This window comes from Qipengyuania flava (genome assembly GCF_019448255.1).
GTDB lineage: Bacteria > Pseudomonadota > Alphaproteobacteria > Sphingomonadales > Sphingomonadaceae > Qipengyuania > Qipengyuania flava_A.
The window spans coordinates 1,894,359-1,916,394 of the sequence record NZ_CP080410.1; the positions used below are offsets into that span (position 1 = coordinate 1,894,359).

26 protein-coding genes are annotated in these 22,036 nt (G+C 64.0%); 6 read left to right on the forward strand and 20 right to left on the reverse strand.

From position 1 onward, the window contains the following. Nucleotides 1-9: 9 nt before the first annotated feature. From KUV82_RS09310 to KUV82_RS09340, 7 genes are all read right to left on the reverse strand, one after another. Nucleotides 10-1,089 (reverse strand): DUF2855 family protein, encoded by a 1,080-nt coding sequence (locus tag KUV82_RS09310; RefSeq protein ID WP_219954018.1) that lies wholly within the window; start codon nt 1,087-1,089, stop codon nt 10-12. 75 nt (nt 1,090-1,164) lie between these two features. Further along, a complete protein-coding gene (locus KUV82_RS09315; protein WP_219954019.1) occupies nt 1,165-1,530 on the reverse strand; it encodes a hypothetical protein in 366 nt (121 codons plus the stop codon). Nucleotide 1,531: 1 nt separating this feature from the next. Next, on the reverse strand, nt 1,532-2,164 hold the full coding sequence (locus tag KUV82_RS09320; RefSeq protein ID WP_219954020.1) for a glutathione S-transferase family protein: 633 nt from the start codon (nt 2,162-2,164) through the stop codon (nt 1,532-1,534). A 4-nt stretch (nt 2,165-2,168) separates the two neighbouring features. Beyond that, the gene (gene dnaN / locus KUV82_RS09325; RefSeq protein ID WP_219954021.1) at nt 2,169-3,293 is read right to left on the reverse strand and encodes a DNA polymerase III subunit beta; all 1,125 of its coding nucleotides are present in this window, start codon (nt 3,291-3,293) and stop codon (nt 2,169-2,171) included. A gap of 158 nt (nt 3,294-3,451) precedes the next feature. Next, entirely contained in the window at nt 3,452-4,204 is a 753-nt protein-coding gene (gene fabG / locus KUV82_RS09330) for a 3-oxoacyl-[acyl-carrier-protein] reductase (RefSeq protein ID WP_219954022.1), read from the reverse strand. Then, nucleotides 4,204-5,142 carry an ACP S-malonyltransferase gene (fabD, locus tag KUV82_RS09335; protein WP_219954023.1) on the reverse strand — a complete coding sequence of 313 codons (939 nt, stop codon included), beginning with the start codon at nt 5,140-5,142 and terminating at the stop codon, nt 4,204-4,206. The genes fabG and fabD overlap by 1 nt, the downstream gene beginning before the upstream one ends. 23 nt (nt 5,143-5,165) lie before the next feature. After that, nucleotides 5,166-5,990 (reverse strand): LD-carboxypeptidase, encoded by an 825-nt coding sequence (locus tag KUV82_RS09340; RefSeq protein WP_219954024.1) that lies wholly within the window; start codon nt 5,988-5,990, stop codon nt 5,166-5,168. Nucleotides 5,991-6,044: 54 nt separating this feature from the next. On the opposite strand from KUV82_RS09340, the gene KUV82_RS09345 reads away from it, so the two are divergent. Next, the gene (locus KUV82_RS09345) at nt 6,045-7,472 is read left to right on the forward strand and encodes a glutamate ligase domain-containing protein (RefSeq protein ID WP_219954025.1); all 1,428 of its coding nucleotides are present in this window, start codon (nt 6,045-6,047) and stop codon (nt 7,470-7,472) included. On the opposite strand, the gene KUV82_RS09350 is transcribed toward KUV82_RS09345, so the two are convergent. Together KUV82_RS09350 and KUV82_RS09355 are read right to left on the reverse strand one after the other, a co-directional pair. Continuing rightward, the gene (locus KUV82_RS09350; protein WP_219954026.1) at nt 7,469-8,107 is read right to left on the reverse strand and encodes a glutathione S-transferase family protein; all 639 of its coding nucleotides are present in this window, start codon (nt 8,105-8,107) and stop codon (nt 7,469-7,471) included. The genes KUV82_RS09345 and KUV82_RS09350 overlap by 4 nt on opposite strands. Further along, complete coding sequence (locus KUV82_RS09355; protein WP_219954027.1) at nt 8,100-9,050, reverse strand: DUF808 domain-containing protein; 951 nt, start codon at nt 9,048-9,050, stop codon at nt 8,100-8,102. The genes KUV82_RS09350 and KUV82_RS09355 overlap by 8 nt, the downstream gene beginning before the upstream one ends. 194 nt (nt 9,051-9,244) lie before the next feature. On the opposite strand from KUV82_RS09355, the gene rpsF reads away from it, so the two are divergent. The 4 genes from rpsF to KUV82_RS09375 all read left to right on the forward strand — a co-directional run bounded on the left by rpsF (nt 9,245) and on the right by KUV82_RS09375 (nt 12,056). Then, nucleotides 9,245-9,610, forward strand: a complete 366-nt coding sequence (gene rpsF, locus KUV82_RS09360; protein WP_050601122.1) for a 30S ribosomal protein S6 — start codon at nt 9,245-9,247, stop codon at nt 9,608-9,610. Continuing rightward, complete coding sequence (gene rpsR, locus KUV82_RS09365; protein ID WP_094062939.1) at nt 9,610-9,834, forward strand: 30S ribosomal protein S18; 225 nt, start codon at nt 9,610-9,612, stop codon at nt 9,832-9,834. The genes rpsF and rpsR overlap by 1 nt, the downstream gene beginning before the upstream one ends. An 11-nt stretch (nt 9,835-9,845) precedes the next feature. Then, nucleotides 9,846-10,484 carry a 50S ribosomal protein L9 gene (rplI, locus tag KUV82_RS09370; protein ID WP_219954028.1) on the forward strand — a complete coding sequence of 213 codons (639 nt, stop codon included), beginning with the start codon at nt 9,846-9,848 and terminating at the stop codon, nt 10,482-10,484. 132 nt (nt 10,485-10,616) lie between these two features. Continuing rightward, entirely contained in the window at nt 10,617-12,056 is a 1,440-nt protein-coding gene (locus tag KUV82_RS09375) for an AMP nucleosidase (protein WP_219954029.1), read from the forward strand. Here KUV82_RS09375 and KUV82_RS09380 read toward each other — a convergent pair. After that, entirely contained in the window at nt 12,034-12,741 is a 708-nt protein-coding gene (locus KUV82_RS09380; protein WP_219954030.1) for a DUF4386 family protein, read from the reverse strand. The two genes, KUV82_RS09375 and KUV82_RS09380, sit on opposite strands and share 23 nt — an antisense overlap. Before the next feature lie 125 nt (nt 12,742-12,866). Here KUV82_RS09380 and KUV82_RS09385 point away from each other — a divergent pair, with 125 nt between their 5' ends. Then, complete coding sequence (locus KUV82_RS09385; RefSeq protein WP_219954031.1) at nt 12,867-13,640, forward strand: SDR family NAD(P)-dependent oxidoreductase; 774 nt, start codon at nt 12,867-12,869, stop codon at nt 13,638-13,640. 34 nt (nt 13,641-13,674) lie between these two features. On the opposite strand, the gene KUV82_RS09390 is transcribed toward KUV82_RS09385, so the two are convergent. From KUV82_RS09390 to KUV82_RS09435, 10 genes are all read right to left on the reverse strand, one after another. Further along, on the reverse strand, nt 13,675-14,172 hold the full coding sequence (locus KUV82_RS09390; RefSeq protein ID WP_219954032.1) for a YbjN domain-containing protein: 498 nt from the start codon (nt 14,170-14,172) through the stop codon (nt 13,675-13,677). Next, nucleotides 14,172-15,077 (reverse strand): 30S ribosomal protein S6--L-glutamate ligase, encoded by a 906-nt coding sequence (rimK, locus tag KUV82_RS09395; RefSeq protein ID WP_219954033.1) that lies wholly within the window; start codon nt 15,075-15,077, stop codon nt 14,172-14,174. The genes KUV82_RS09390 and rimK overlap by 1 nt, the downstream gene beginning before the upstream one ends. Further along, nucleotides 15,074-15,532 carry an ATP-dependent zinc protease family protein gene (locus tag KUV82_RS09400; RefSeq protein WP_219954034.1) on the reverse strand — a complete coding sequence of 153 codons (459 nt, stop codon included), beginning with the start codon at nt 15,530-15,532 and terminating at the stop codon, nt 15,074-15,076. The genes rimK and KUV82_RS09400 overlap by 4 nt, the downstream gene beginning before the upstream one ends. After that, on the reverse strand, nt 15,529-16,527 hold the full coding sequence (locus tag KUV82_RS09405) for a YncE family protein (protein WP_219954035.1): 999 nt from the start codon (nt 16,525-16,527) through the stop codon (nt 15,529-15,531). The genes KUV82_RS09400 and KUV82_RS09405 overlap by 4 nt, the downstream gene beginning before the upstream one ends. 11 nt (nt 16,528-16,538) lie before the next feature. Continuing rightward, nucleotides 16,539-18,389: a M2 family metallopeptidase gene (locus tag KUV82_RS09410; protein ID WP_219954036.1), complete on the reverse strand. Its 1,851-nt coding sequence runs from the start codon at nt 18,387-18,389 to the stop codon at nt 16,539-16,541. Nucleotides 18,390-18,461: 72 nt separating this feature from the next. Next, nucleotides 18,462-18,980, reverse strand: a complete 519-nt coding sequence (locus KUV82_RS09415) for a hypothetical protein (RefSeq protein ID WP_219954037.1) — start codon at nt 18,978-18,980, stop codon at nt 18,462-18,464. Further along, nucleotides 18,977-19,732 (reverse strand): alpha/beta fold hydrolase, encoded by a 756-nt coding sequence (locus KUV82_RS09420; RefSeq protein WP_258319708.1) that lies wholly within the window; start codon nt 19,730-19,732, stop codon nt 18,977-18,979. Before KUV82_RS09420 ends, KUV82_RS09415 begins: the two co-directional genes overlap by 4 nt. Further along, a complete protein-coding gene (locus KUV82_RS09425) occupies nt 19,729-20,379 on the reverse strand; it encodes a 2-hydroxychromene-2-carboxylate isomerase (protein ID WP_219954039.1) in 651 nt (216 codons plus the stop codon). The genes KUV82_RS09420 and KUV82_RS09425 overlap by 4 nt, the downstream gene beginning before the upstream one ends. 26 nt (nt 20,380-20,405) lie before the next feature. Then, entirely contained in the window at nt 20,406-20,987 is a 582-nt protein-coding gene (locus KUV82_RS09430) for a hypothetical protein (RefSeq protein WP_219954040.1), read from the reverse strand. After that, nucleotides 20,984-22,009 carry an aspartate-semialdehyde dehydrogenase gene (locus KUV82_RS09435; protein WP_219954041.1) on the reverse strand — a complete coding sequence of 342 codons (1,026 nt, stop codon included), beginning with the start codon at nt 22,007-22,009 and terminating at the stop codon, nt 20,984-20,986. Before KUV82_RS09435 ends, KUV82_RS09430 begins: the two co-directional genes overlap by 4 nt. Nucleotides 22,010-22,036 lie beyond the last annotated feature (27 nt).

The window sequence follows — 22,036 nt, forward strand, 5'->3', positions numbered from 1 at the left end:
GCGCGCGGCCTAGGGCTCGACGACGATACCCACTGCCGGGTCAAGCTTGCCTGCCAGCATGTCGAGATAGGTCGTCCGCGCTGCGTCGATGCCCTGGTGCCGCTCAATGGTGATCGTATCGCCCACGGCATCGAGGAAGTAGTGCCAGCTTTCCGCCAATTGCTTGCCCGCCCCTTCCGGGCCAAGCTCCTTGAACAGCGCGACCGCGTGGTCGGGCGCGAAGAAAAGGGTCGGCGTCGGGCCCGGCAGTCCGTCTCCGCCGCCCATGCCTGCACCGCGCTCCTCGACATGGGTCGCGCCAACAAGGCAGGAATACTTGAGGTCGTCCGCGAAGTGTTTGTGCAGGCTGGCAAGGAGTCCGGCGTTGCCTGCAAAGTCGACCGTCACGGTGGGGACGACGTCGAGCGAACCGACCGCGTCATAGGCGACCACTTCGTCATAAAGTCCGGTGCCTTTCACGAAGTCGACATTGCCCGCCGAGGTAAGGCCAATGCGCTTCACCTCGGGCGAGCGCTGCTTGGCGACCGCGGCCAGACCCATCGCCGTCTTGGACGATGCGCTGGTCATGATCACCTGGCCGGCGCCGAACCAGTTTTCCCCGCGCATGAAGTATTCGATCAGGAAACCTGTCTTAAACAGCGGGCCGAAGATCATGCGCTCGCCTTCGCGGGCCGGATCGTGTTCCGGATCGGCGGCGAGGCGCGAGTACTGGTTGTAGATCGGGCTCATCGGCTGGCGATGCGCCGCCGTATCGACAAAGCCGCTCTTAGAGACATTGCCGGGGACCACATCAAGATGGGTGCCCATCGGTAGGTAGCCATAGACCCGCTCGCCCTCGGAAAAGTCCGGGTGGTTGCTCTCGATCACACGCGCGTGGCCCCACATCGGCACGATGCCCTTGCCCTCCGGCGCAGGGAAGAAATTCCAGTAGCCAAAGCCGTCGCCCACCACCGCATAGGTGATGTTGTTGGCGGTCACCGAGAAGCTTTCGATCGCGAGGCGCACCGCGCCATCGGCAAGCGGGCCCGTTTCGCCATCGACCAGGGCCGCCTGGCTGAGTTCCTGCTTGTCGACATGTACCTGCTGCATCGCGAATCTCCCTAAATGTGGGGGCACGCTAGCGGCATGGCGCTGGACTGGCGAGAGGGTCGCGGACGAGCCCTCCTATTGGCTGGAGGAGTCCGTCATCCTCTCACCCAGTGTGCTCAGCCGCTTGCCATAGGCCTCCATGCGCGGAAGGCACTTGCCTGAAATGCCCTCCAGGTCCTTCGTCGACATGGAACGGGCACGCTCGCCCAGCTCGTCGCCGAGCGGCTTGCCCGTCTGCTGCTCGTACTGGCCGATAAACCACCCAAGCGCGGAGGCGATACCAATGCGCGGTTCCGCTTCCTCCACGGTCCCGAGCGCGACAGACAGGAACACGATGCAATCGAGGTTCTCGGTCGGCTCGGCCGCTTTCGCGGGCGCCGCCACCAGCGTGGTTGCAGCCAGAGTTGCGGCTGCCGCCCGCAGTGATGTGATCGCATTCATTTCAAGTCTCCCTTTCCCCGGGCCACCGGGTGGCCACGATGCTGGGCCGCTGATGGAGCGCCTCCAGCCATTCGGCCAGCGCCGGACATTGTCCGATACCGGCTTCGCCTTGCGGCGTTAATTCGACACTTCTGAGGATGGGGTAAAGGAACACATCGGCAAGATCGAATTGCGATGTGTCCCATCCCCCGCTTTGTTGCAGCTCCGCCTCGCAGAACGCCAGCGCGCGCGACACGCTCGGCAGCGCATCGTCGATGGTCTTGCGGTCCAGCGGAAAGCCCGAAACGCGGTGCATCACCCACGGCATTACCAGCCCGCGTTCGAAGAGCGGGAAGAGGTAGTTGTTTCCGATCGCTATCCAGCGGTCCATGACCGCCCGGCGCGCCGGGTCGGCAGGCTGCAAACCGCCAGCGTTGTGCGCGTTGTCGATGTACTGGACCACGCTGACGCTCTCGAACAGTTCGAGACCGTCGAGATCGACCACCGGCACCTTGCCAAACGGGTGCCGATTGCCGGGCGCATGGGCTGGGGTCGCGACGGTGCGATGCAGCAACCCCGCCTCCTCGCACACGATCTGGACGATCCGCGTGTAGGTCGAAACTACCGTACCGTGGATGACCGCTTCTGCGGTCACCGGATCACACGCGCATCGGCATGAGGACGTAGAGCGCGGGCGAATTCTCGTCCTTGCGGATCAGCGTCGGCGCGCCGGCATCGGCCAGGTGGATTTCCACCGTATCGGCGTCGATCTGCCCAAGGATGTCCTTGAGGTAGGCGGCGTTGAAGCCGATCTCGAAACCGTCCGATGAGTATTCCGCCGGCAGCTCTTCGTTTGCCGATCCGTTGTCGGGCGAGGTGACGGTCAGCGTCACCTTGTTGGTATCGAGCCCCATCTTCACCGCGCGGGTCTTTTCGGTAGCAATCGTTGCCACGCGGTCGACGCCCTCGTGGAAACTCTTCGGGTCGAGCTTCAGGAGCTTGTCATTGCCCGTGGGGATCACGCGCGAATAGTCCGGGAAGGTACCGTCGATCAGCTTGCTGGTGAGCACCACGCCGCCCTCACCGCCGAGGGTGAAGCGCACCTTGCTGGCCGACAGGTCGATCTGGACATTGCCGTCCATCGCTTCCTCGAGCAGCTTGCGAAGCTCGGCCACGGCTTTGCGCGGGACGATCACGTCCGGCATGCCTTCGGCACCATCGGGACGCGGCAGCGTGAAGCGTGCGAGGCGATGGCCATCGGTCGCCGCGGCCTTCAGCACCGGTTCGCTGTCGTCCGAGACGTGGAAGAAGATGCCGTTGAGGTAGTAGCGCGTTTCTTCGGTCGAGATCGCAAAACGGGTGCGGTCGATCAGCTCGGCCAGCGTCTTGGCGGGCAGTTCGAAGCTGGTCGGAAGATCGCCTTCGACGATCACCGGGAAGTCGTCACGCGGCAGCGTCGGCAGCGAGAAGCGGCTACGGCCGGCCTTGATGGCCATGCGGTTTTCAGCTGCCTCGAGGCTGACCTGCGAACCTTCGGGAAGCTTGCGCGCAATATCGAACAGCAGGTGGGCCGAGACGGTGATCGACCCGGCCGAGTCGACGCTCGCATCCATATGCTCGACGACCTGCAAATCGAGGTCGGTCGCCATCACCTTGAGCGAATTGTCGCCCTCGGCCTCGATCAGCACGTTCGAGAGTATGGGAATGGTGTTGCGGCGCTCTACGACCGACTGGACGTGGCTGAGACAACGCAGCAGCGTCGCGCGTTCGATGGTGGCCTTCATGGTCCTACTTTCGTCCCTTTTGGGCGCCTGGCAGGCCGGAATCGCCCCACCAGCGCCGGAATACGGATAGTTACCCTAGCGGGGGTTGCATCGGGGGCAAGACTGGAGCGCCGGCCCCACTTATCTCTTGGGGAAAACTAGGAGGTTTTCCCCAATTCTCACCCCATCATCGCCATGCCGCCGTTCACATGCAGCGTCTGACCCGTGACATAGGCGGCTTCATCGCTCGCAAGATAAGTGACAGCGGCGCCGATTTCGTCGCCCTCACCCATGCGTCCCATCGGGATCCGCCCGTTGATGGCGGCCTTCTGGTCATCGGTCAGCGCGTCGGTCATCGCGGTGCGGATGAAGCCCGGCGCTACGCAGTTTACGGTGATGTTGCGGCTTGCGAGCTCCTGCGCGAGGCTCTTGCTCATGCCGGTAAGGCCTGCCTTGGCCGCGACATAGTTCATCTGCCCGGGATTGCCGGTGTGACCGACAACGCTGGTGATCGAGATGATCCGGCCGCCCTTGGCCTTCATCATAGGGCGGGCGCTTGCGCGCATCAGGCGGAAGCTGGCTTCCAGATTGATGCGGATCACATCGTCCCATTCCTCGTCCTTCATCCGCATGGCGAGGTTGTCGCGCGTGATGCCGGCGTTGTTGACGAGGATGTTCATGCTGCCGAGCGTGTCGACGGTCGCCGGGATCAGTTCCTCGACCTGCGTCGGGTTGGACAGGTCGCAGGTGATCTCGACATGGTCGTGGCCGAATTCGTCGTTCAGCTGTTCACGAAACGCGCGCAGCTTGGCCGCATTCGAGCCCGACAGCGCGATCCGTGCGCCCTGCTTGGCCAGCGCATAGGCGATCGACGAACCGATACCGCCGCTGGCGCCGGTGACGAGAGCGGTCTTTCCTTCGAGGTTGAACATCACGCGTTCTCCTTGGCGAAATTCTCGAGGTCTTCCATGGTCACGAGGCTAACCGTCGCAGCGTCCTTGGCGATCCGGCCGACCATCGGGCCGACCACCTTGCCGCCCAGTTCGACGAAGCGCTCCACGCCCGCCTCGTGCATGGCCAGCACGCTTTCGCGCCAGCGCACGCGGCCGGTGACCTGTTCGACGAGCAGGCGCTGCTCTTCTGCCGGATCGGTGACGCGCGCGGCGGTGACATTGGCGAAGAGCGGTACGGTGAAGGCCTGCGGCGGCGTTTCCGCCAGCGCGTCCTTCATGCGGAGCGCCGCCGGCTCCATCAGCGAACAATGGAAGGGTGCCGACACGGGCAGCTTGATGCCGCGCTTGATGCCGTGTTCCTTTGCCAGCCCAATCGCGCGATCGATCGCCGCGGCATGGCCGGAAATGACCACCTGCGTGGGATCGTTGTCGTTGGCGACTTCGCACACCTCGCCTTCCGCGGCCGCCTCGGCAAGCGCGGTGGCTTTCTCGATATCGGCGCCCAGCAGGGCAGCCATGGCACCGACGCCAATCGGCACGGCGTCCTGCATGGCAATACCGCGCAGGCGCAGCAGCCTTGCGGTGTCGCTGAGCGAGAAGGCCCCTGCGGCACACAATGCGCTGTACTCGCCGAGCGAATGGCCCGCGACGCAATCGGCGGCATCGGCGAGCGCGATCCCGAATTCCTTTTCCAGCACGCGCGCGGTCGCGACCGAATTGGCCATGATCGCCGGCTGGGCGTTGGCGGTCATCGTGAGCTCGCTTTCCGGGCCATCCTTCATGAGGGCCGAGAGGTTCTGCTTCAGCGCCTCGTCGACTTCCTGGAAAACCTCGCGCGCATGCGCGCTGGCTTCGGCGAGCTCGACGCCCATGCCGACCTTTTGGCTGCCCTGACCGGGAAAGATGAATGCAGTCATAAATACTCCTCTGGGACGCGCGCCTAGGCGCGTGGGCGGCGCGCCTCAAGTCCGAAGGGGACAATCCTGTTGGCAGCGTCGTGTCCGATATCGGCGCGCCCGAGGTAAGGAATGCCGCTGCGCCGGCACCAGTCCTGCGCGATGGCCACCTCGTCGCTGCCGAAGGGGCGATCGTTTTCCGGCACCTCGCTGATCCGCCCAAGGCGCAAGCCGGCGATCTCCGGAAGGTGCTGGGTCACGTGAAAGAACAGCCGGTCGACGGCGTAGAGATGTTCGGCGACCTCCTCGACCATGACCACATGGCCTGAAAGGTCCGGCGCAAGGTCCGTCCCCACCAGCATGGCGAGCGTGGTGAGGTTGAAGGCAGCGGCGGGCCGTTCGTCGAGATGCGGTTCCAGCCCCTCGTCGCTCCCGGTCAGCCAGCCCAGCGCCCGTTCGATCGTCCCTGCCCCGCCTTCGCGCCTTATGTCGCCGGCGAGCGGGCCGTGGGCCACCCGGCCAATACCGTTGCGGTAGAGCGCCCCCAAGAGGAAGCCGGTGTCCGAATATCCGAGATAGGACTTTTGCCGCGCGGCCCCGTTCATCTGCGCGATTGCGGCCGCTGCGATCCGGTTCGATCCGTAGCCTCCCATGGCAAACCAGACGGCATCGACCGAAGGGTCATTCGCGCAATCGAGCAGCGCGGCGAGCCGCACCGCGTCGCTTCCGGCGAAATGGCCTTCCTCGGCAAAACACTGTTCATGAAAGGCGAGCGAGACGTCCTTGCGCCCCGCCACCAGCGCCTCGACAGCATCCGCCCGTTCGCGTTTCAGCGGTTTTCCGGGGGCACAGATCGCAATTCTCACCATATGCGCGTGCTAGCGCGCTTGTATCGCGCGGCACAACTCAATAGCTGCACCGGCATGAGCGATATGCCCACTCCAGACGAATTGTTCGCCCGCCCCTTCTTCTTTTGCGGCATCGGCGGATCGGGAATGCTGCCGCTGGCGCAGATCCTGAAGGGGCGCGGCTGCAAGATCGAAGGATCGGACCGCAGCAACGACCAGGGCCGCACGCCGGAGAAATTCGGCGCGCTCGAACGGCAGGGCTATACGCTCCATCCGCAGGACGGCAGCGGGATGGTCTCGTCAGACCAGATCCTCGTCGCCAGCGCGGCAGTGGAAGACACGGTGCCCGAAGTGCAGCGGGCCAAGGAACTGGGTTGCCTGCGCCTGAGCCGCGCGGAGCTGAACTCCATCCTGTTCAACACCAGCGGCGCTGGGCTCGCCGTGGCCGGCACCAGCGGCAAATCGACGGTCACCGGGATGCTTGGCTGGATCCTCCACGCCTGCGGCCGCGAGCCGACCATCATGAACGGCGCTGTGATGAAGAACTTCGTCTCGCCCGAGCGGCCCTACGCCAGTGCGGTCGTGGGCGGGCAGAGCCTCTATGTGAGCGAGGTCGACGAAAGCGACGGCTCGATCGCGCTCTACCGCCCGGCGGTCGGCATCCTCCTCAACGTCAGCCTCGATCACAAGAGCATGGAAGAGCTGCGCCAGCTGTTCGGCGACTACCTCGCGCGCAGCCGCATCTCGGTAATCAACGCCGACGATGCCGAAGCGCTGGCCCTGCTGCCCAACGCCAAGGAGGTGATCACCTTCGGGATAGAGCAGGACAAGGCGCAGATCGGTGTCGTCCCGGGCTCGATTGCGGAAGGCCCGATGCGGCAGGCGGCGATGATCGTCGACCGCCACGATGGCAGCGAGCATTCGCTGACGCTCAACCTTCCGGGCCGACACAATCTCTCAAATGCGCTCGCTGCCATTGCGGGCGCGGCGGCCGCGGGCATTCCGGTCGACAAGGCCGTCGCAGCGCTGGCGGGCTTCGCAGGTCTTGCGAGGCGGTTCGACGTTGTCGGCACCAGCGTCTCAGCCATTACGGTGATCGACGATTTCGGACACAACCCGGAGAAATGCGCCGCGACCCTGCGCACGCTCAAGGCGCATCCGGGCCGTGTCCTCGCCTTCTTCCAGCCCCATGGGTACGGCCCGCTTCGCCAGATGGGCGACGAGCTTGCGCAGACCTTTGCCGACGAACTCACCGAAGGCGACCGCGTGATCTTGTGCGATCCGGTCTACTACGGCGGCACCGTCGATCGCAGCGAGGGCAGCGAGCGGATTGTCCGGTTAATCGAGGACGCCGGCGTGCATGCCGAATACATCCCGAGCCGCAAGTCGGTGGGCGATCGCCTGGTCAACGTTGCCCAGCCCGGCGACCGGATCGTGATCATGGGCGCGCGTGATGACACGCTGAGCGGCTTTGCGCGGGACCTGCTGGCCCGTCTGTCCTAGATCGCTGCGGGGCCCTGCGCCTCGCGCTCGGTAGCCTTGCGGTAGCCTTCGCGCTGGGTCAGACGCTCGCGGTAAGCCTTCAGCGTGTCCGGCACGCCCTCATTAAGGCCCACCTTGCCCGCCAGGATCAACGCGTAGCCGCAGCAGATGTCGGCCACGGTAAAGCGATCCGCGCAGAGGAATTCTCGCCCCTCGAGGCGCTGTTCCAGCTTCACCAGGCGCTTCCAGAACCACTTGGCATAGGCTTCGCCGGCTTCCGCCCAGCCCTTGTCCTTTTCAAACAGGGCAAAGCGCATGAAGACCGTCTGCGGGAAGGTGATCGTCGCATCCGCGTGGTAGGTGAAATCGAGATAGGCAGCGTAATCCGCCTCATTGGGCGCAACGACAAGCGAAGGGTCCCTGCCCTTGGTCGCCAGATAGTGCGCGATTGCGCAGCTTTCGGTCATGCTGACCGCACCTTCGACCAGCATCGGCACGGTGCCGAGCGGATTGATCTCCAGGTACTCCGGCGCCTGGTAGCGCGGCGGGAACGGCAGCAGTCGCAGGTCGATCTCGGTGCCCGCCTCCTCGGCCGCCCAGGTCGCACGCAGGCCGCGCGACCCGGCACAGGTGTAGAGGACCGGCAAATCAGCCATGGCCGTGGGTGTTCCCGATCTTCAGCCCCTTGTGGATGACGATCGCCAGGATAAATCCAAGGGCAAGGCCGACCAGCGCAGAGACGGCCGCGTAGGTCAGCCAGCCCAGGAAGCCCGACAGCGCGCCGGTCGCCGCCTTCACCGCGTATTCGGCGCCGTGAGCAAGGTCGTAGAGGACATCAAAGCCCAGCTCGTGCGTCCCGTGCAAGATGATCCCGCCGCCGACCCACAGCATGGCAATCGTGCCGACGAAGGACAGGAAAGTCAGCAGGTAAGGCACCGATTTGACTAGGAAATTGCCGAGCGCCTGCGCCAGCGTGGACGCTTTCTCGCGCAGGTGCAGTCCGATATCGTCGAGCTTCACGATGAGGGCGACCGAGCCATAGACGACCAGGGTCACGGCAATGCCCACGATGGCAAGCACGCCTGCCCGCACGACAATGTCTTCCGACGCCACTTCGTTGAGCGTGATCGCCATGATCTCGGCCGAGAGAATGAGGTCGGTCCGGATCGCGCCCGCCACGCGCTGCTTTTCGAACGCAACCGGATCGTCGATCTCGTCCTCGACCGTCTTGCCGTGCTTCTCACCGCCGAGCTTCTCCATCACCTTCTCGGCGCCCTCGTAGGAGAGGTAGGCCCCGCCCAGCATGAGGATGAAGATGATCGCGCTCGGCAGCAGCCAGCTCAGCAGCAGCGCTCCGGGTAGCAGGATGATGAGTTTGTTCTTGAGGCTGCCCTTGGTGATGTTCCAGATGATCGGCAGCTCGCGCGCGGGGCTCAGCCCGGTGACGTAGCTTGGGGTTACCGCAGCATCGTCGATGACAACGCCCGCGGTCTTCGAACCGGCACGCGAGGCAGCCAGCGTGATATCGTCGACGGAGGCCGCAGCACTGCGGGCGATAATCGATACGTCGTCAAGCAGGGCTACAAGTCCACTGGGCACCGGCATCTCTCCTTCGTTTCACACCCAATGCGCCCCTGCCCGCCCTGTTCCGCCCTGCCAAGACTTGCATTCCCCGCATTCTAGGCTATGTGCGCGCATCCCTCGCTTCGGCGCAGGGATTCGAAGAAAGCCGGAGGGGCCCCGCAATCCCGCGGATCAGCCAGCGATCGGCCCATATGTGAAAGGACAAGGGCATGGCTCTTTACGAGCATGTTTTCCTGGCGCGACAAGACCTGAGCCAGGCTCAGGTGGACCAGCTCGCCGCCACCGCTACCGAGATCGTCGAGAAGAACGAAGGCAAGGTCACCAAGACGGAGACCTGGGGCCTCAAGAACCTCGCCTACAAGATCGACCGTAACCGCAAGGCGCATTTCGTGATGCTCAACATCGAAGGCCCCGGTGCCGTCGTGGAAGAGCTCGAGCGCCAGACCCGTATCAACGAAGACGTCATCCGCTACATGACCATCCGTGTCGAAGAGCACGAAGAAGGTCCGTCCGTGATGATGCGCAAGAACGAACGCGATGCCAAGAAGCGCCGCGACCGCGAGGAGCGTAACTGATGGCCCGTCCGTTTTTCCGCCGCCGCAAGTCCTGCCCGTTCTCGGGCAAGAACGCCCCCGCGATCGACTACAAGGACGTCCGCCTCCTCCAGGGCTTCATGTCCGAGCGTGGCAAGATCGTCCCCAGCCGTATCACCGCCGTCAGCGCGAAGAAGCAGCGTGAACTGGCCAAGGCCATCAAGCGCGCGCGCCACATCGGCCTGCTGCCGTACATCGTGAAGTAAGGGGAAGACTCATGGATATCATTCTCCTTCAGAGGATCGAAAAGCTCGGCTCGATCGGTGACGTCGTCACCGTGAAGGACGGCTACGCCCGCAACTTCCTGCTCCCGCAGAAGAAGGCCCTGCGCGCCAACGAAGCCAACAAGAAGGTCTTCGAAGCGAACCGCGAGCGCCTGGAGAAGGAAAACGCCGAACGCCGCACCGAAGCCGAAAAGGCCGGTGAAAAGGTCGCAGGCGAGGAAATCATCCTGATCCGCGCTTCGTCGAACACTGGCCAGCTCTACGGCTCGGTCAACGTTCGCGACGTCGCTGCCGCTCTCAACGAGAAGGGCCACGACATCGACAAGAAGCAGGTCATCATGGGTGACCCGATCAAGACGATCGGCATGCACGAAGTCCGCATCGACCTTCACCCCGAAGTCTCGGTCTCGATCAAGGCCAACGTCGCCCGCTCGGACGACGAAGCCGAACTGCAGAGCCAGGGCATCGACGTGATGGCGCAGATGTTCGAAGAAGAGCAGCGCGAGATCGAAGAGCAGGCCGAAGCCAACCGCATCGACCCGACTCTCGAGCCCGGCGAAATCCCCGCCGACATGCTTGAAGAAGGCGCCGAAGCATCGGCCGACGAAGGCGAAGAGACGGCCGAAGGCTGATCCTCGCATTCGCACAGAGCATGAAGGGCGCGGCGGCTTCGGTCTCCGCGCCCTTTTTGTAAGAGGCGTGCGCCGTACCTATCTTGGGCGGCGACACACATTCGAAAACAACAAGAGGCAGGAGAAACGCCCATGGAAACGATTGAACAGACACTCGACCGGCTCGAGACCATTTACGACGCAGCGGTAGAACGCCTGCGCGAAGACGTGATCGCCTTCGGACGCGAGCGCGCCCTCCCGGCGCCCGAACGCCGCAGCGACGGCAGCTACTCTTATCCCGAGCTGCGCCTGCGCTTTCGCGGCGGCGACCAGCCCGAAGACCGCAACCGCGCCTTCGGCCGGCTGAACGCGCCGGGGCTCTACACAACCACCGTCACGCGCCCCGCCCTGTTCCGCGACTACCTGCGCGAGCAGCTGGAGCTGATCTCGGAAAATTACGAGATCGAGGTCGAAGTGGGCTCCTCCAAGCAGGAGATCCCCTTCCCCTATGTCCTCGACGGCGAAGCCGGCGCGGAACTGGTCGGGGTCGATCCCAATCTCATCGCGCGGCACTTCCCCTCGACCGAGCTCGCCGACATTGGCGACGAACTGGCCGACGGCATCGTGCTGGAAAACGACGAGGATCCGATCCCCCTGTCGCTCTTCGACGGGCTGCGGACCGATTTCAGCCTGGCGCGCCTCGCGCATTACACCGGCACCAGCACCGAACACTTCCAGCGCTTCATCCTGTTCACTAACTACCATCGCTATGTCGATGAATTCGTTGACTGGGCCGGCTCACAGCTCGGCTCCAACGGCTACACCGCGCTGGCCGGCGCCGGCGGCCTGCTGCTGACCGAGAAAACCGACAACGCGCGCGAGCAGCTTTCCGATACCGCATGGCGGCGCCACCAGATGCCCGCCTACCACCTTGTCGGCCCGAACAAGGAAGGCATCACGCTGGTCAACATCGGCGTCGGCCCGTCCAACGCCAAGACGATCTGCGACCACCTTGCCGTCCTGCGCCCCGAAGCCTGGCTGATGATCGGCCACTGCGGCGGCCTGCGCCCGAGCCAGAAGATCGGCGACTACGTGCTTGCCCACGCCTATCTGCGCGACGATCATGTGCTTGATCCGGTCCTGCCGCCAGAGATCCCCCTTCCTGCCATTGCCGAGGTCCAGCAGGCGCTGGCCGGTGCAGCGGAAGAGGTGTCGGGCGAGCACGGCGCCGACCTCAAGAAGCGCATGCGCACCGGCACCGTTGTCACCACCGACGATCGCAACTGGGAGCTTCGCTTCACCCAGTCGGCCAAGCGCATGAGCCTCAGCCGTGCGGTCGGCGTCGACATGGAAAGCGCGACCATCGCCGGCCAGGGATACCGCTTCCGCGTGCCCTACGGCACGTTGCTGTGCGTGTCGGACAAGCCGCTGCACGGCGAGATCAAGCTGCCCGGACAGGCCAACGCCTTTTACGAGGAGGCGATTGCCGCCCACCTCCAGATCGGCGTCACCGCCTGCAAGCTGCTGCGCGAAGAAGGCCCCCGCCTCCACAGCCGCAAGCTGCGCGCTTTCAACGAGCCTCCGTTCCGGTAGTCGCGGCGGAGGGCACGCCCTCCCGAACGCCCTTCACGATCAGGTACAAGCCGGTCGCCACTATGGCGATCAGGTTTGCGCCCATGATCGCAGCGGTAAAAGCGTCATGCCCCAGCACTGCCACGAAATCGCGCCCGACTATGGTGGCTGAAACAAACAGCGAGGCGAACAGGCCGAACCCGGCGAGCAGGGGTGGCAAGAGGCGAAAGCGAAGGAAAACGCCGTAAAAAACTGCGCTCGCAAGGCTCGATAGTACCAGCGCGAGGTGGAAGCTCGAATGATTGGCCACGGTCTCCATCACTGCGTGAGCCGACGCGCTGTCAGGGGCCAAAACACCGCTGGCCAGCTTCCCGGCGGCAAAGGCATTGACCGAAGCCGAGAGCGAGAATTTTGCCGCCACAAGCCCGGCAAGCAGTGCCCAAATTGCAGGAAGCGGGCTGCGATTACGGGTCAGCAGGTAGAAACCCGAAAGGCTTGCTGCCTGGCAGGCGAAAATCGCCATCAGCATCCAGCCGCGCGCTTGCAATCGATCCGGAGACTGGAGCATCGCTTCCGCCGTCGCACGGAAATCGCCCGAAAGGTTGATGTCGATACCCGGCGAAACGCTCACCGCGTTAACGATGCCCAGTACAACGCCAGCCAGGAGTGCGGCGCCGGTCCAACGGCTCGTTGATAGGGTCTGCATGCTGGATCTCCGCTTATCTGCTATTCCGTATTACGTCAGCAACACAGCTAAGTCAAAGAACGGCGTTTGTCCCATGACGGCGGAGTGATCCTGCGATAGTCTCTCCTGCGAAACGGGAGAGAGACATGACCGATACGCCGAACCGCTCGCGCTCGATTGCCGGGCGGGTTGCCATTGTCACCGGGGCCGCAAGCGGCATGGGACGCGCCACCGCCAAGCTGTTCGCCTCCGAGGGCGCGAAGGTGGCGGTGACCGACCTCGACCTTGCCGCCTGCCAGGAGGTTGCGCGCGAATGCGGGACCAACGCGCGGCCCTATGCGCTCGACGTGTCCGACAAGGGCGCCATCGCCGCCACGGTTGCACAGATCGCGGCGGACATGGGGCGGATCGATATCCTCGTGAACAACGCCGGCATCTCGCGGCACGCCTCGCTCGACGGGGGCGAGGAGTACGAGAATGTCTGGCACAGCGCCCTTGCGGTCATGCTGACCGCGCACCAGCGCATGGTGCGCGCCGCCCTGCCCCACCTGCGCAAGAGCGACGCGGCGCGCATCGTAAACATCGCCAGCACAGAAGGCCTGGGCGCGACGCCCGGGCTCACCCCCTATGTCGCGTCAAAGACCGGCGTAACTGGCCTGACGCGCGGACTGGCCGTCGATCTCGGTCCTGAGGGCATCACGGTCAATTGCATCTGCCCGGGCCCGATCAAGACCAACATGACCGCAGCCATCCCCGACGAACACAAGATCATCTACGCCAAGCGCCGCACCGCGTTGAAACGCTATGGCGAGCCCGAAGAGGTCGCGCATATGACGCTGTCGCTGGTGCTCCCCGCCGCGAGTTTCATTACCGGCGCGGTGATCCCGGTCGATGGCGGGTTGATGGTGCGCAACGCCTAGGGACACCCCCGTCGCCACCCTCCATCGCGCAGGGCTATTCGCCCTCTTCCGCGCGTTCTTCGGCAAAGATGATGTTCTCGGCATCCTCGACCACGCTGGTGAACGCCAGCACCGATCGCAGGAAGACCTTGGTCGGGATGCCCTCGCCGGTCACCACGTCCCAGGTAAGGAAGGGATCGCCTTCATCGTCCAGGCTGACAGCGGCGTAGCGGAAGCGCGTCGAGAGCTGGATCGCCTCGTCCGCAGTCCATGGCTTGGCCCGGTCGAAACCGATGCTGAACTGGACCGAGTCGCAGCCATCATTGGTGGTCTCGTCGCAGCCGTAGAAGAACAGACCGGCCGAGCGCCCGCCAATATCGAGCGTAATCTTGGGATCGCCAGCGGCGTCGGTGCCGAGTTCGGGATCATAGCCTGCCATGTCCAGCGCGGCCACGAGACCTTCTGGATCTTCAGCGCTGACCATGGCCTGGTCCTGTGCCAGCGAGGGCGCGGCGATCGCTGCCAGCGCCAGCCCGATACATGCGTTTTTCATCAACCCTTCCCCTTTGTCTTTGTCTTCCCGTCCTTCGCACTTTTTTCCATGAATTCAATGATCATTCCGGCGATATCCTTACCCGTCGCCTTCTCGATCCCTTCAAGTCCGGGCGAGCTGTTTACTTCCATGATCACCGGCCCGTGATTGGAGCGCAGCATGTCGACGCCGCACACGTTGAGCCCCATGCGCTTGGCGGCAGAGACGGCGGTGGCCCGCTCGGCGGGGGTAATCTTGGCGAGTTCCGCGCTTCCGCCGCGGTGCAGGTTGGATCGGAAATCGTCCGCTGCACCGGTGCGTTTCATCGCCGCGACGACCTTGCCGCCAACCACCAGCGCGCGAATGTCGGTACCGCCGGCTTCCTTGATAAACTCCTGCACCAGGATGTTCACATTGGCGCCGCGGAAGGCCTCGATCACCGACTTTGCCGAGGACATGGTTTCGGCAAGCACGACGCCAATACCCTGCGTGCCCTCGAGCAGCTTGATAACGACTGGCGGACCCTTGACCGCCTTGATGATTTCCTCCGCCTGCTTGGGATCATTGGCATAGGCCGTCAGTGGCAGGCCAAGGCCGTGCTTTGCCAGGATCTGCATGGAGCGAAGCTTGTCGCGGCTGCGGCCGATGGCGACGCTTTCGTTCAAGGGCCAGCAGCCGCGCATTTCGAACTGCCGCAGGATGGCAAGGCCATAGTTGGTGATGGAGGCCCCGATGCGCGGGATAACCGCGTCATATCCGACACACGGCTCGCCGTTGTAATACACCTCGGGCCGATGGCTGGCGATATGGACCGTGCAGCGCAAGGTGTTGAGGATGTCCAGTTCGTGACCCCGGGCCTCGGCGGCCTCTTTCAGGCGCTTGTGCGAGTAGAGGTTGGGGTTGCGCGCCAGCATGGCGATTTTCATGGCTTGTGGCCTTTCTTGATCTTCATTTCCGGCGTCTGCAGCCAGGAATAGCCGCTGTCGACGACAAAGCGGCGACGCAACGAGGAGCGGCCGATCAGCATGGGAAACTTCATGTCGCTGCGGTCGGCAAGGCTGACTTCCGCGCGAAATTCGACGTCCCCGATGCGCATCGGGGTCTTGATGACATAGCGGTACTGGGTCTTGCCGTTCGAGCTCGTGATCCCGCGCACATCGACATGCACCGCCTCGCACTCACGCCGCTCGCCGTCCCAGTCGACGGCAAAGCGGACGTATTTCTCGCCGTCCCGGACGATCTCTTCGAGCACCTCGCCGTGAAGCGAGGATGTGCGGGCGCCCGTATCGATCTTTGCAGGGATACCGGAAAGGCCGAGCTCCGGCAGGTGGACCAGCTCGCGCCAACCCACCACGGGCAGCTCCTTGCGTTTGGCGCTCATTCGATGATCGCAATCCCATCACCGCCGCCGTCGCCCGGCAGGCGGCGCAGAACCTCGCCCGTGGCGAAATCGACCTCGGCGATCGTGTCGTTGCGGGTTTCAGCCACGTAGATCCGTTCGCCATCGGGAGAGAAGAGGATTGTGACCTGCGTGCGCGCTTCAGCTTCTGCGGGGCTGGAGACGGCAATCTGGCGCACGACCTCGCCGCTGGCCGTATCGATTACGGTCAGGCCGCCATCCGCGAGATCGGAGGTGACCGCAAAATCGCCCTGCGGGCGCAGCGTGATCCGCAGCGGGAAAGCGCCGGTCTCGATCCGCTTGCGCACCTCGAGCGATTCGGGATCGAGCATGAAGGCCGCGTTCGATCCGCGCGCCGAAACCCACAGCGTCTCACCATCGCCGGAAAGCCAGATGCCTTCGGGCTCTTCCCCGACTTCGACCGAGAATGGCGCACGGCGGGTCTTCAAGTCGATCCGTGTTACCGTGCGCGAGCCGAGATCGGTCGTCCAGGCGTGGTTGCCGCTCGGCGCCACGGCCAGCATGTGCGTGCCCTGCTTGCCCGAGCCGTACTCGAAGGTCTGGGCCGCTCCCATGGGATCGCGGATCCAGAAGATCGCCTGACGCCCTTCGGCCGTAGCGTAGAGATCACCGTTCGCGTGCCACACGATCCCGTGCGGTCGGGCGTTTTCGCCAAGGTCGATGCTGGAGACGCGCGACAGGTCGCTGGTGCGGAAGATATCGACCGTCTGCCCACCGTAGCAGGCCAGCGCGACGTACTGTTCGTCGGGCGAGGTGGCCAGTTCGTGCGGGTTGGCGCAGCTCTCGACGCTGACAACCTGCTCGCCGCTAGCGAGATCGACCTTTGACAGCGTATCGCCGAACTTGCCCGCCACGAACAGCGCACCGCTCGCTTCGCTAGACGCGAGGGGTGTGGGAGCTTCCGCCTCTCCGCCGACGGGCGCACAGGCGACCGCCACCGGGAGAGCGAGCATCATTGCGATACGGCTTACCATCCTTGAGTCATCCCGGCGTTCTGCTCGTCGAGCCAGGCTTTAAGCGGCGCGAAGTACTCGGCCATCGCCTTGCCGCTCATCTGTCGCTCGCCGGTGAAGGCTTCCAGCGCATCGGGCCAAGGCTTGCTGGCGCCCATTTCGAGCATGGCGTTGAGGTTCTCGCCAACCTCCTCGTTGCCGTAGAACGAACAGCGATGCAGCGGGCCTTCCCAGCCTGCCTGGTCGCAGGCGGCCTTATAGAACTGGAACTGCAGGATCCGCGCGAGGAAGTAGCGCGTGTAGGGCACGTTGCCCGGGATGTGATACTTCGCGCCAGCGTCGAACTTGGTCTCGTCGCGCTCCACCGGCGGAACGATGCCCTGGTACTGCAGGCGCAGGTCGTTCCAGCCCTTGTTGAGCTGGTCTTCAGGGATCGAGCCGTTGAACAGCTCCCAGCGATAGCGGTCGACCAGCAGGCCAAACGGCAGGAAGGCGATCTTGTCCATCGCCTCGCGCAGCAGCAGGCCGATGTCCTTGTCCGCGCTCGGCACCTGCGCCCGATCAAGCATGTCGATCTGCACCAGGTACTCCGGCGTGATCGAGAGAGCGATCATGTCGCCAATGGCCTCGTGGAAGCCATCGTTCGCGCCGTTGAGATACAGGTAGTCCTGCTGGTTGTAGGCGCGCTGGTAGTAGTTGTGGCCAAGCTCGTGATGGATGACCTTGAAGTCGTCCGCGTTGCGCTTGATGCACATCTTGATGCGCAGATCATCGACATTGTCGACGTCCCAGGCGCTGGCGTGGCAGACCACTTCGCGGTCCGCCGGCTTCACGAACTGGCTGCGCTGCCAGAAGGTTTCGGGAAGCGGCTCGAAGCCCAGCGAGGAGAAGAACTGCTCGCCCACGCGGACCATCTCGACCTCGTCGAGGTCCTTTTCCGCAATCAGCTCTGTAAGGTCATAGCCGATGTCGCCCGCGCCTTCGGGCGCGACCAGCGGGTAGATGTTGCCCCATTCCTGCGCCCACATATTGCCGAGCAGGTCGGCGCGGATCGGGCCGGTGGCGGGCTGGACCGCGTCGCCGTACTTCTCGTTGAGCTTGCCGCGGACATAGGTGTGCAGCGCCATGTAGAGCGGCTTCACTTCCTGCCACATGCGCTCGGTTTCCGCCGCGAACTGGTCGGGCGACATGTCGTAGTTCGACCGCCACATGGCGCCCAGATCGTCGAAGCCCAGCTCCTCAGCGCCCTCGCCCGCAATGGCGATCATGCGCTGGTAGTCCTCGCGCATGGGCGCCCCGACATTGTCGTGCCAGCTGGTCCACATCTCGGCCTTTTCGGCAGGCGTGCGATCGAGATTGCCCATCTCGGCTTCGATATCGCTGCCGTTGATCTCTTCGCCATTGAGCGTGCCCTTGCCGCGCCCGTAAGCGGAGCCCAGCCGGGTCGCGATCGTGTTCAGCTCGGTCGCCGCCCCGTCGCGCACCGGCGCGGGCATCACGATGCCGTTGCGCAGCATATCGAGCTTGCGGGCGACCTCGGGGTCGAGACCTTCGACGCGGGCGTATTTCGCCGCTTCATTGGCGAAGCGCACCGACATCTCGGTCGCCTCGGCGCCGTATTTCGCCGCCAGCTGGTCGCTGTCATGAATGATGTAGGTCGAGTTGATCCACAGCACCCGGCCGTATTCGACCGAGAAATCGAACATCGTCTTCTCGACCATGGCTACCCAGTCGGCCGCGCCCTGCGGCGTCATGGGATAGGCGGTCTCGGAGGCCGCGGTCTCGCCGCCGGAATGATGGTCGGCCAGCGCGGGGGTGGCGAGCGAAATGGCCAGCGCGGACAGCGCAACGGTTGCGAATTTCATGGGCGTCCTCTCGGATGTGAGTCTGTTCTTGGTTTGCACAGCCAAGGCGATTGCACCTGCAACCGGTTTTTATCAAGCGGCGGGCGCGCCAAATCGACGAATGGCGAGCGCCATCAGAACTCCGCCAAAGGTCGCGATCCACGACAGCATCTTGATCGGCCGCACCGTCGCGGCGACCGCAGCCATCGCGTCAGAGCCCTTGTCCTGAATGAGCTGGATCAACTGCAGGATCGTTTCCGTGTAATCGGTCACGAGGAAGACCAGCGCGGATATGGCCACGAGTAGTCCCAGCATGCTGACCGACCCGGTTCCGGCCATGAAGCTGCGCCCTGCACGCCAGCTGCCCCAGCCATAGATCCCGATAAAGACCAGATCACCGAGCATGGCCACGATCGCCAGCGTTCGCACCCCGCCCTCGCGCCATTGCGCCTGGATTTCGTCCACCCGCGCTGCGCTGCCGGCAGCCTGGTGTTCGGCAATGCCAAGCGTAACATCCTCTGGCGCGGTGATCGCCAGGCTGAGCGCGATCACGATGGCAAAGGCAAGGAGGCCCCAGAGCCAAAGGCGGATGTCGGATTTCTGTGATGTCATGCAGTCTCCCCCAACCAGGCGGCCATGGCCTTCCCTAGATCCGGCTTGGTCACCGAACTCATGTGCGTGCCGGGCACTTCGACGAAATCCGCGCGGGGCAGGAGCCTTGCAAGCTCCTCGGCCGACCCATTGTCCCGGTCCTCATCGCCGCACACGACCAGCGTCGGCATCATGATGTTATCCAGCAGCGCGAGATCGAGGTCGGGCATGGTGTCGAGCAGCAGGCGCGCCGCGGCCCGGTCCACGCCCTGGGACTTGAGGAACTGCATCGAGAAATAGTCCGGATCGCCGCGCGGGATCGCATCGAACTCGTCGATCACGCGGCGGAACTTGGCCGCGCGGCGGTGCCATTCGCCGAGCCCTGCCGTTCCCATCCCGCCGATGACGAGCCGCTCGGGCTCCAGCACGCCATGCGCCGTTGCATGAAGCGAAGTGCGCGCGCCGAGCGAAAACCCTCCGAGGTCGTAGCTCTCAAGGCCGAAATGATCGACCAGCGCGGCGACGTCGCGCACCAGCACGTTTGTCGGGTATCGGTCCGGATCATGCGGCGCTTCGCTTTCGCCATGCACGCGGAAATCGAGCATGAGCACCTCGAGCCCCCGCGCCGCGATTGCCTCGTGATGGCCCCACTTGATCCAGTTCATCTCGGCGCTGGAAAACAGGCCGTGCAGCAGCACGAAGGGCTTGCCCTCGCCATGCCGGTGCACGGCAAGACGCGTCCCGTCGAAGCTTTCGAAAAACTCGGTCCTCACCGCTTGGTCAGGCCCTTTTGCTCCATACGCCATTGGGCCATTGCGATCCGGTCCTGGCCGAAGAAAGGCTCGCCTTCGAACACCAGAGTCGGAACACCCCAATGGCCGGCGGCTTCGAGGGCCTTTTGGTTTTCCTCGATCTCGGCATCGAGAGCTTCGGCTTCGGAGACCACTTCGGCGTCCATCTCGGCAAGGTCGAGACCCGCTCGTTCGGCCGCGCCGGCGAGGTGGTCGCCCTCGTGCCAGCCGTCGATCTCGCCCGACCAGATCAGCTTCGAGGCTTCATAGGCGAAGGCAAGGCCCTTCCCGCGCCGGGTCGCGGCCTGTCCGAGCCGGCCGATGCGATAGATGTAGGGCTGGTCCTCAGCGATCTCGCGCGTGACCATGTTTTGCACCACCGGGTCGGGGCGCGGCCAGCTCATCGGAATGCCGAGCATCTGCGCCGAGCGCATGGAATCGATAACGATATAGCGCCCGACCGCCGGGTTACCGGTAAACAGGATGTCGGGATCGCGAATGGCGATCGGCCAGACGGTGCGCAGGGTGATGTCGAGATCATAGGTCTCGACCATCGTCTTGTACCGCCCCATCGACAGGTAGCTGTAGGGTGAGCGGAAGCTGAAGAAGAGGTCGGCGGATAGGGTCATGCCGCCTGTTATACGCAGATCGCGGCTTAGCGAAAGAAGCAGCTTATCCCGGCCTGAAGCGCTGTTACGTTTGCCCCGTCCTCGGCAAAGCCGGTGATCGTGCCAAAGGCGCTAGTCGTGTATTCGAACTCGCCCGGGAGCGTCGTGTCGAGTTCGCGCACCTGCCGTTCGAGCTTGAGGCCTTCGAGCGTGGTCACACCCGGCTGCACGCCATCCGACGTCACCACCGTATCGCCCTCGCGCAGGAACCAGCCACGCAGCTCGCCGTCCATATAGGCGACCTGCAGCGGGCCGAACTGGCTGAAGTCCATCGGCCCGGCCCCGCATTCCTCGTTGCGTTCGCGGTTCGGTGCCTCGCCAAAGGCCTCTTCCAGCGCGGCGTCGACCTCGGAGCGCTCCGCACCGAAGCGGAACGGCTCGGCGCCCTTGGGACCAAGGCCGTCCGCATCGACGACCACCAGCGCCTTGTCGAATCGTTCGATGAGCGGATTGGTCAGGGGCGCTTCGCTCCCTTCAAGGTCACGCGTTTCCAGCGCTTCCCCTTCCGGCTCCTGCGAGCATGCAAGGAGGAGCAACGGGAGGGCGAGAAGGGAGACGGTGCGCATCATCCCTTCTTAAGGCACTCGCGGCCCAGGAGTTCCGCGATCTGCACCGCGTTGAGCGCTGCACCCTTGCGCAAATTGTCCGAGACGCACCACAGGTTGAGGCCGTTTTCGACCGTCGGGTCCTCGCGCACGCGGCTGATGTAGGTTGCGCTGTCGCCGGCTGCTTCGACCGGCGAGATGTAGCCGCCGTCCTCGCGCTTATCGACCAGCATGCAGCCGGGCGCCTCGCGCAGGATTTCCTGGGCTTGCTCGGCCGAAAGCTCGTTCTCGAACTCGATGCTGACCGCTTCCGAATGGCCGACGAAGACCGGCACACGCACACAGGTCGCGGTGAGCTTGATCTTGGGGTCGAGGATCTTCTTGGTTTCGACCACCATCTTCCATTCTTCCTTGGTCGAACCATCGTCGAGGAAGACGTCGATGTGCGGGATGACGTTGAAGGCGATCTGCTTGGTGAACTTCACCGGTTCGACCGGATCTCCGACGAAGATGTTGCGGCTCTGCTCGAACAGCTCGTCCATGCCCGCCTTGCCCGCGCCGGAAACCGACTGGTAGGTCGAAACGACCACGCGCTTGATCTTTGCCGCATCGTGCAACGGCTTCAGCGCCACGACCAGCTGCGCAGTCGAGCAATTCGGGTTGGCGATGATGTTGCGCTTGGAATACTCGTGGATCGCATCGGGGTTCACTTCCGGCACGATCAGCGGCACATCCGGGTCCATGCGGTAGAGCGAGCTGTTGTCGATCACGACGCAGCCAGCGGCGGCGGCCTTGGGCGCGTATTCCTTTGCCGGGCCACTCCCGGCCGCGAACAGGGCAATATCCCAGCCGGACCAGTCGAAATGCTCGATGTTGCGGCATTTCAGCATCTTGCCGGTGTCACCGAATTCGACCTCGGAGCCGTGCGAACGGCTGGATGCGACAGCTGCAATCTCGTCGATCGGGAATTCCCGCTCGGCCAGCACCATCATCATTTCGCGCCCGACATTCCCGGTCGCGCCGACCACGGCAACACGATAACCCACTTTGCGTCTCCAATATTCTGTGCGCCG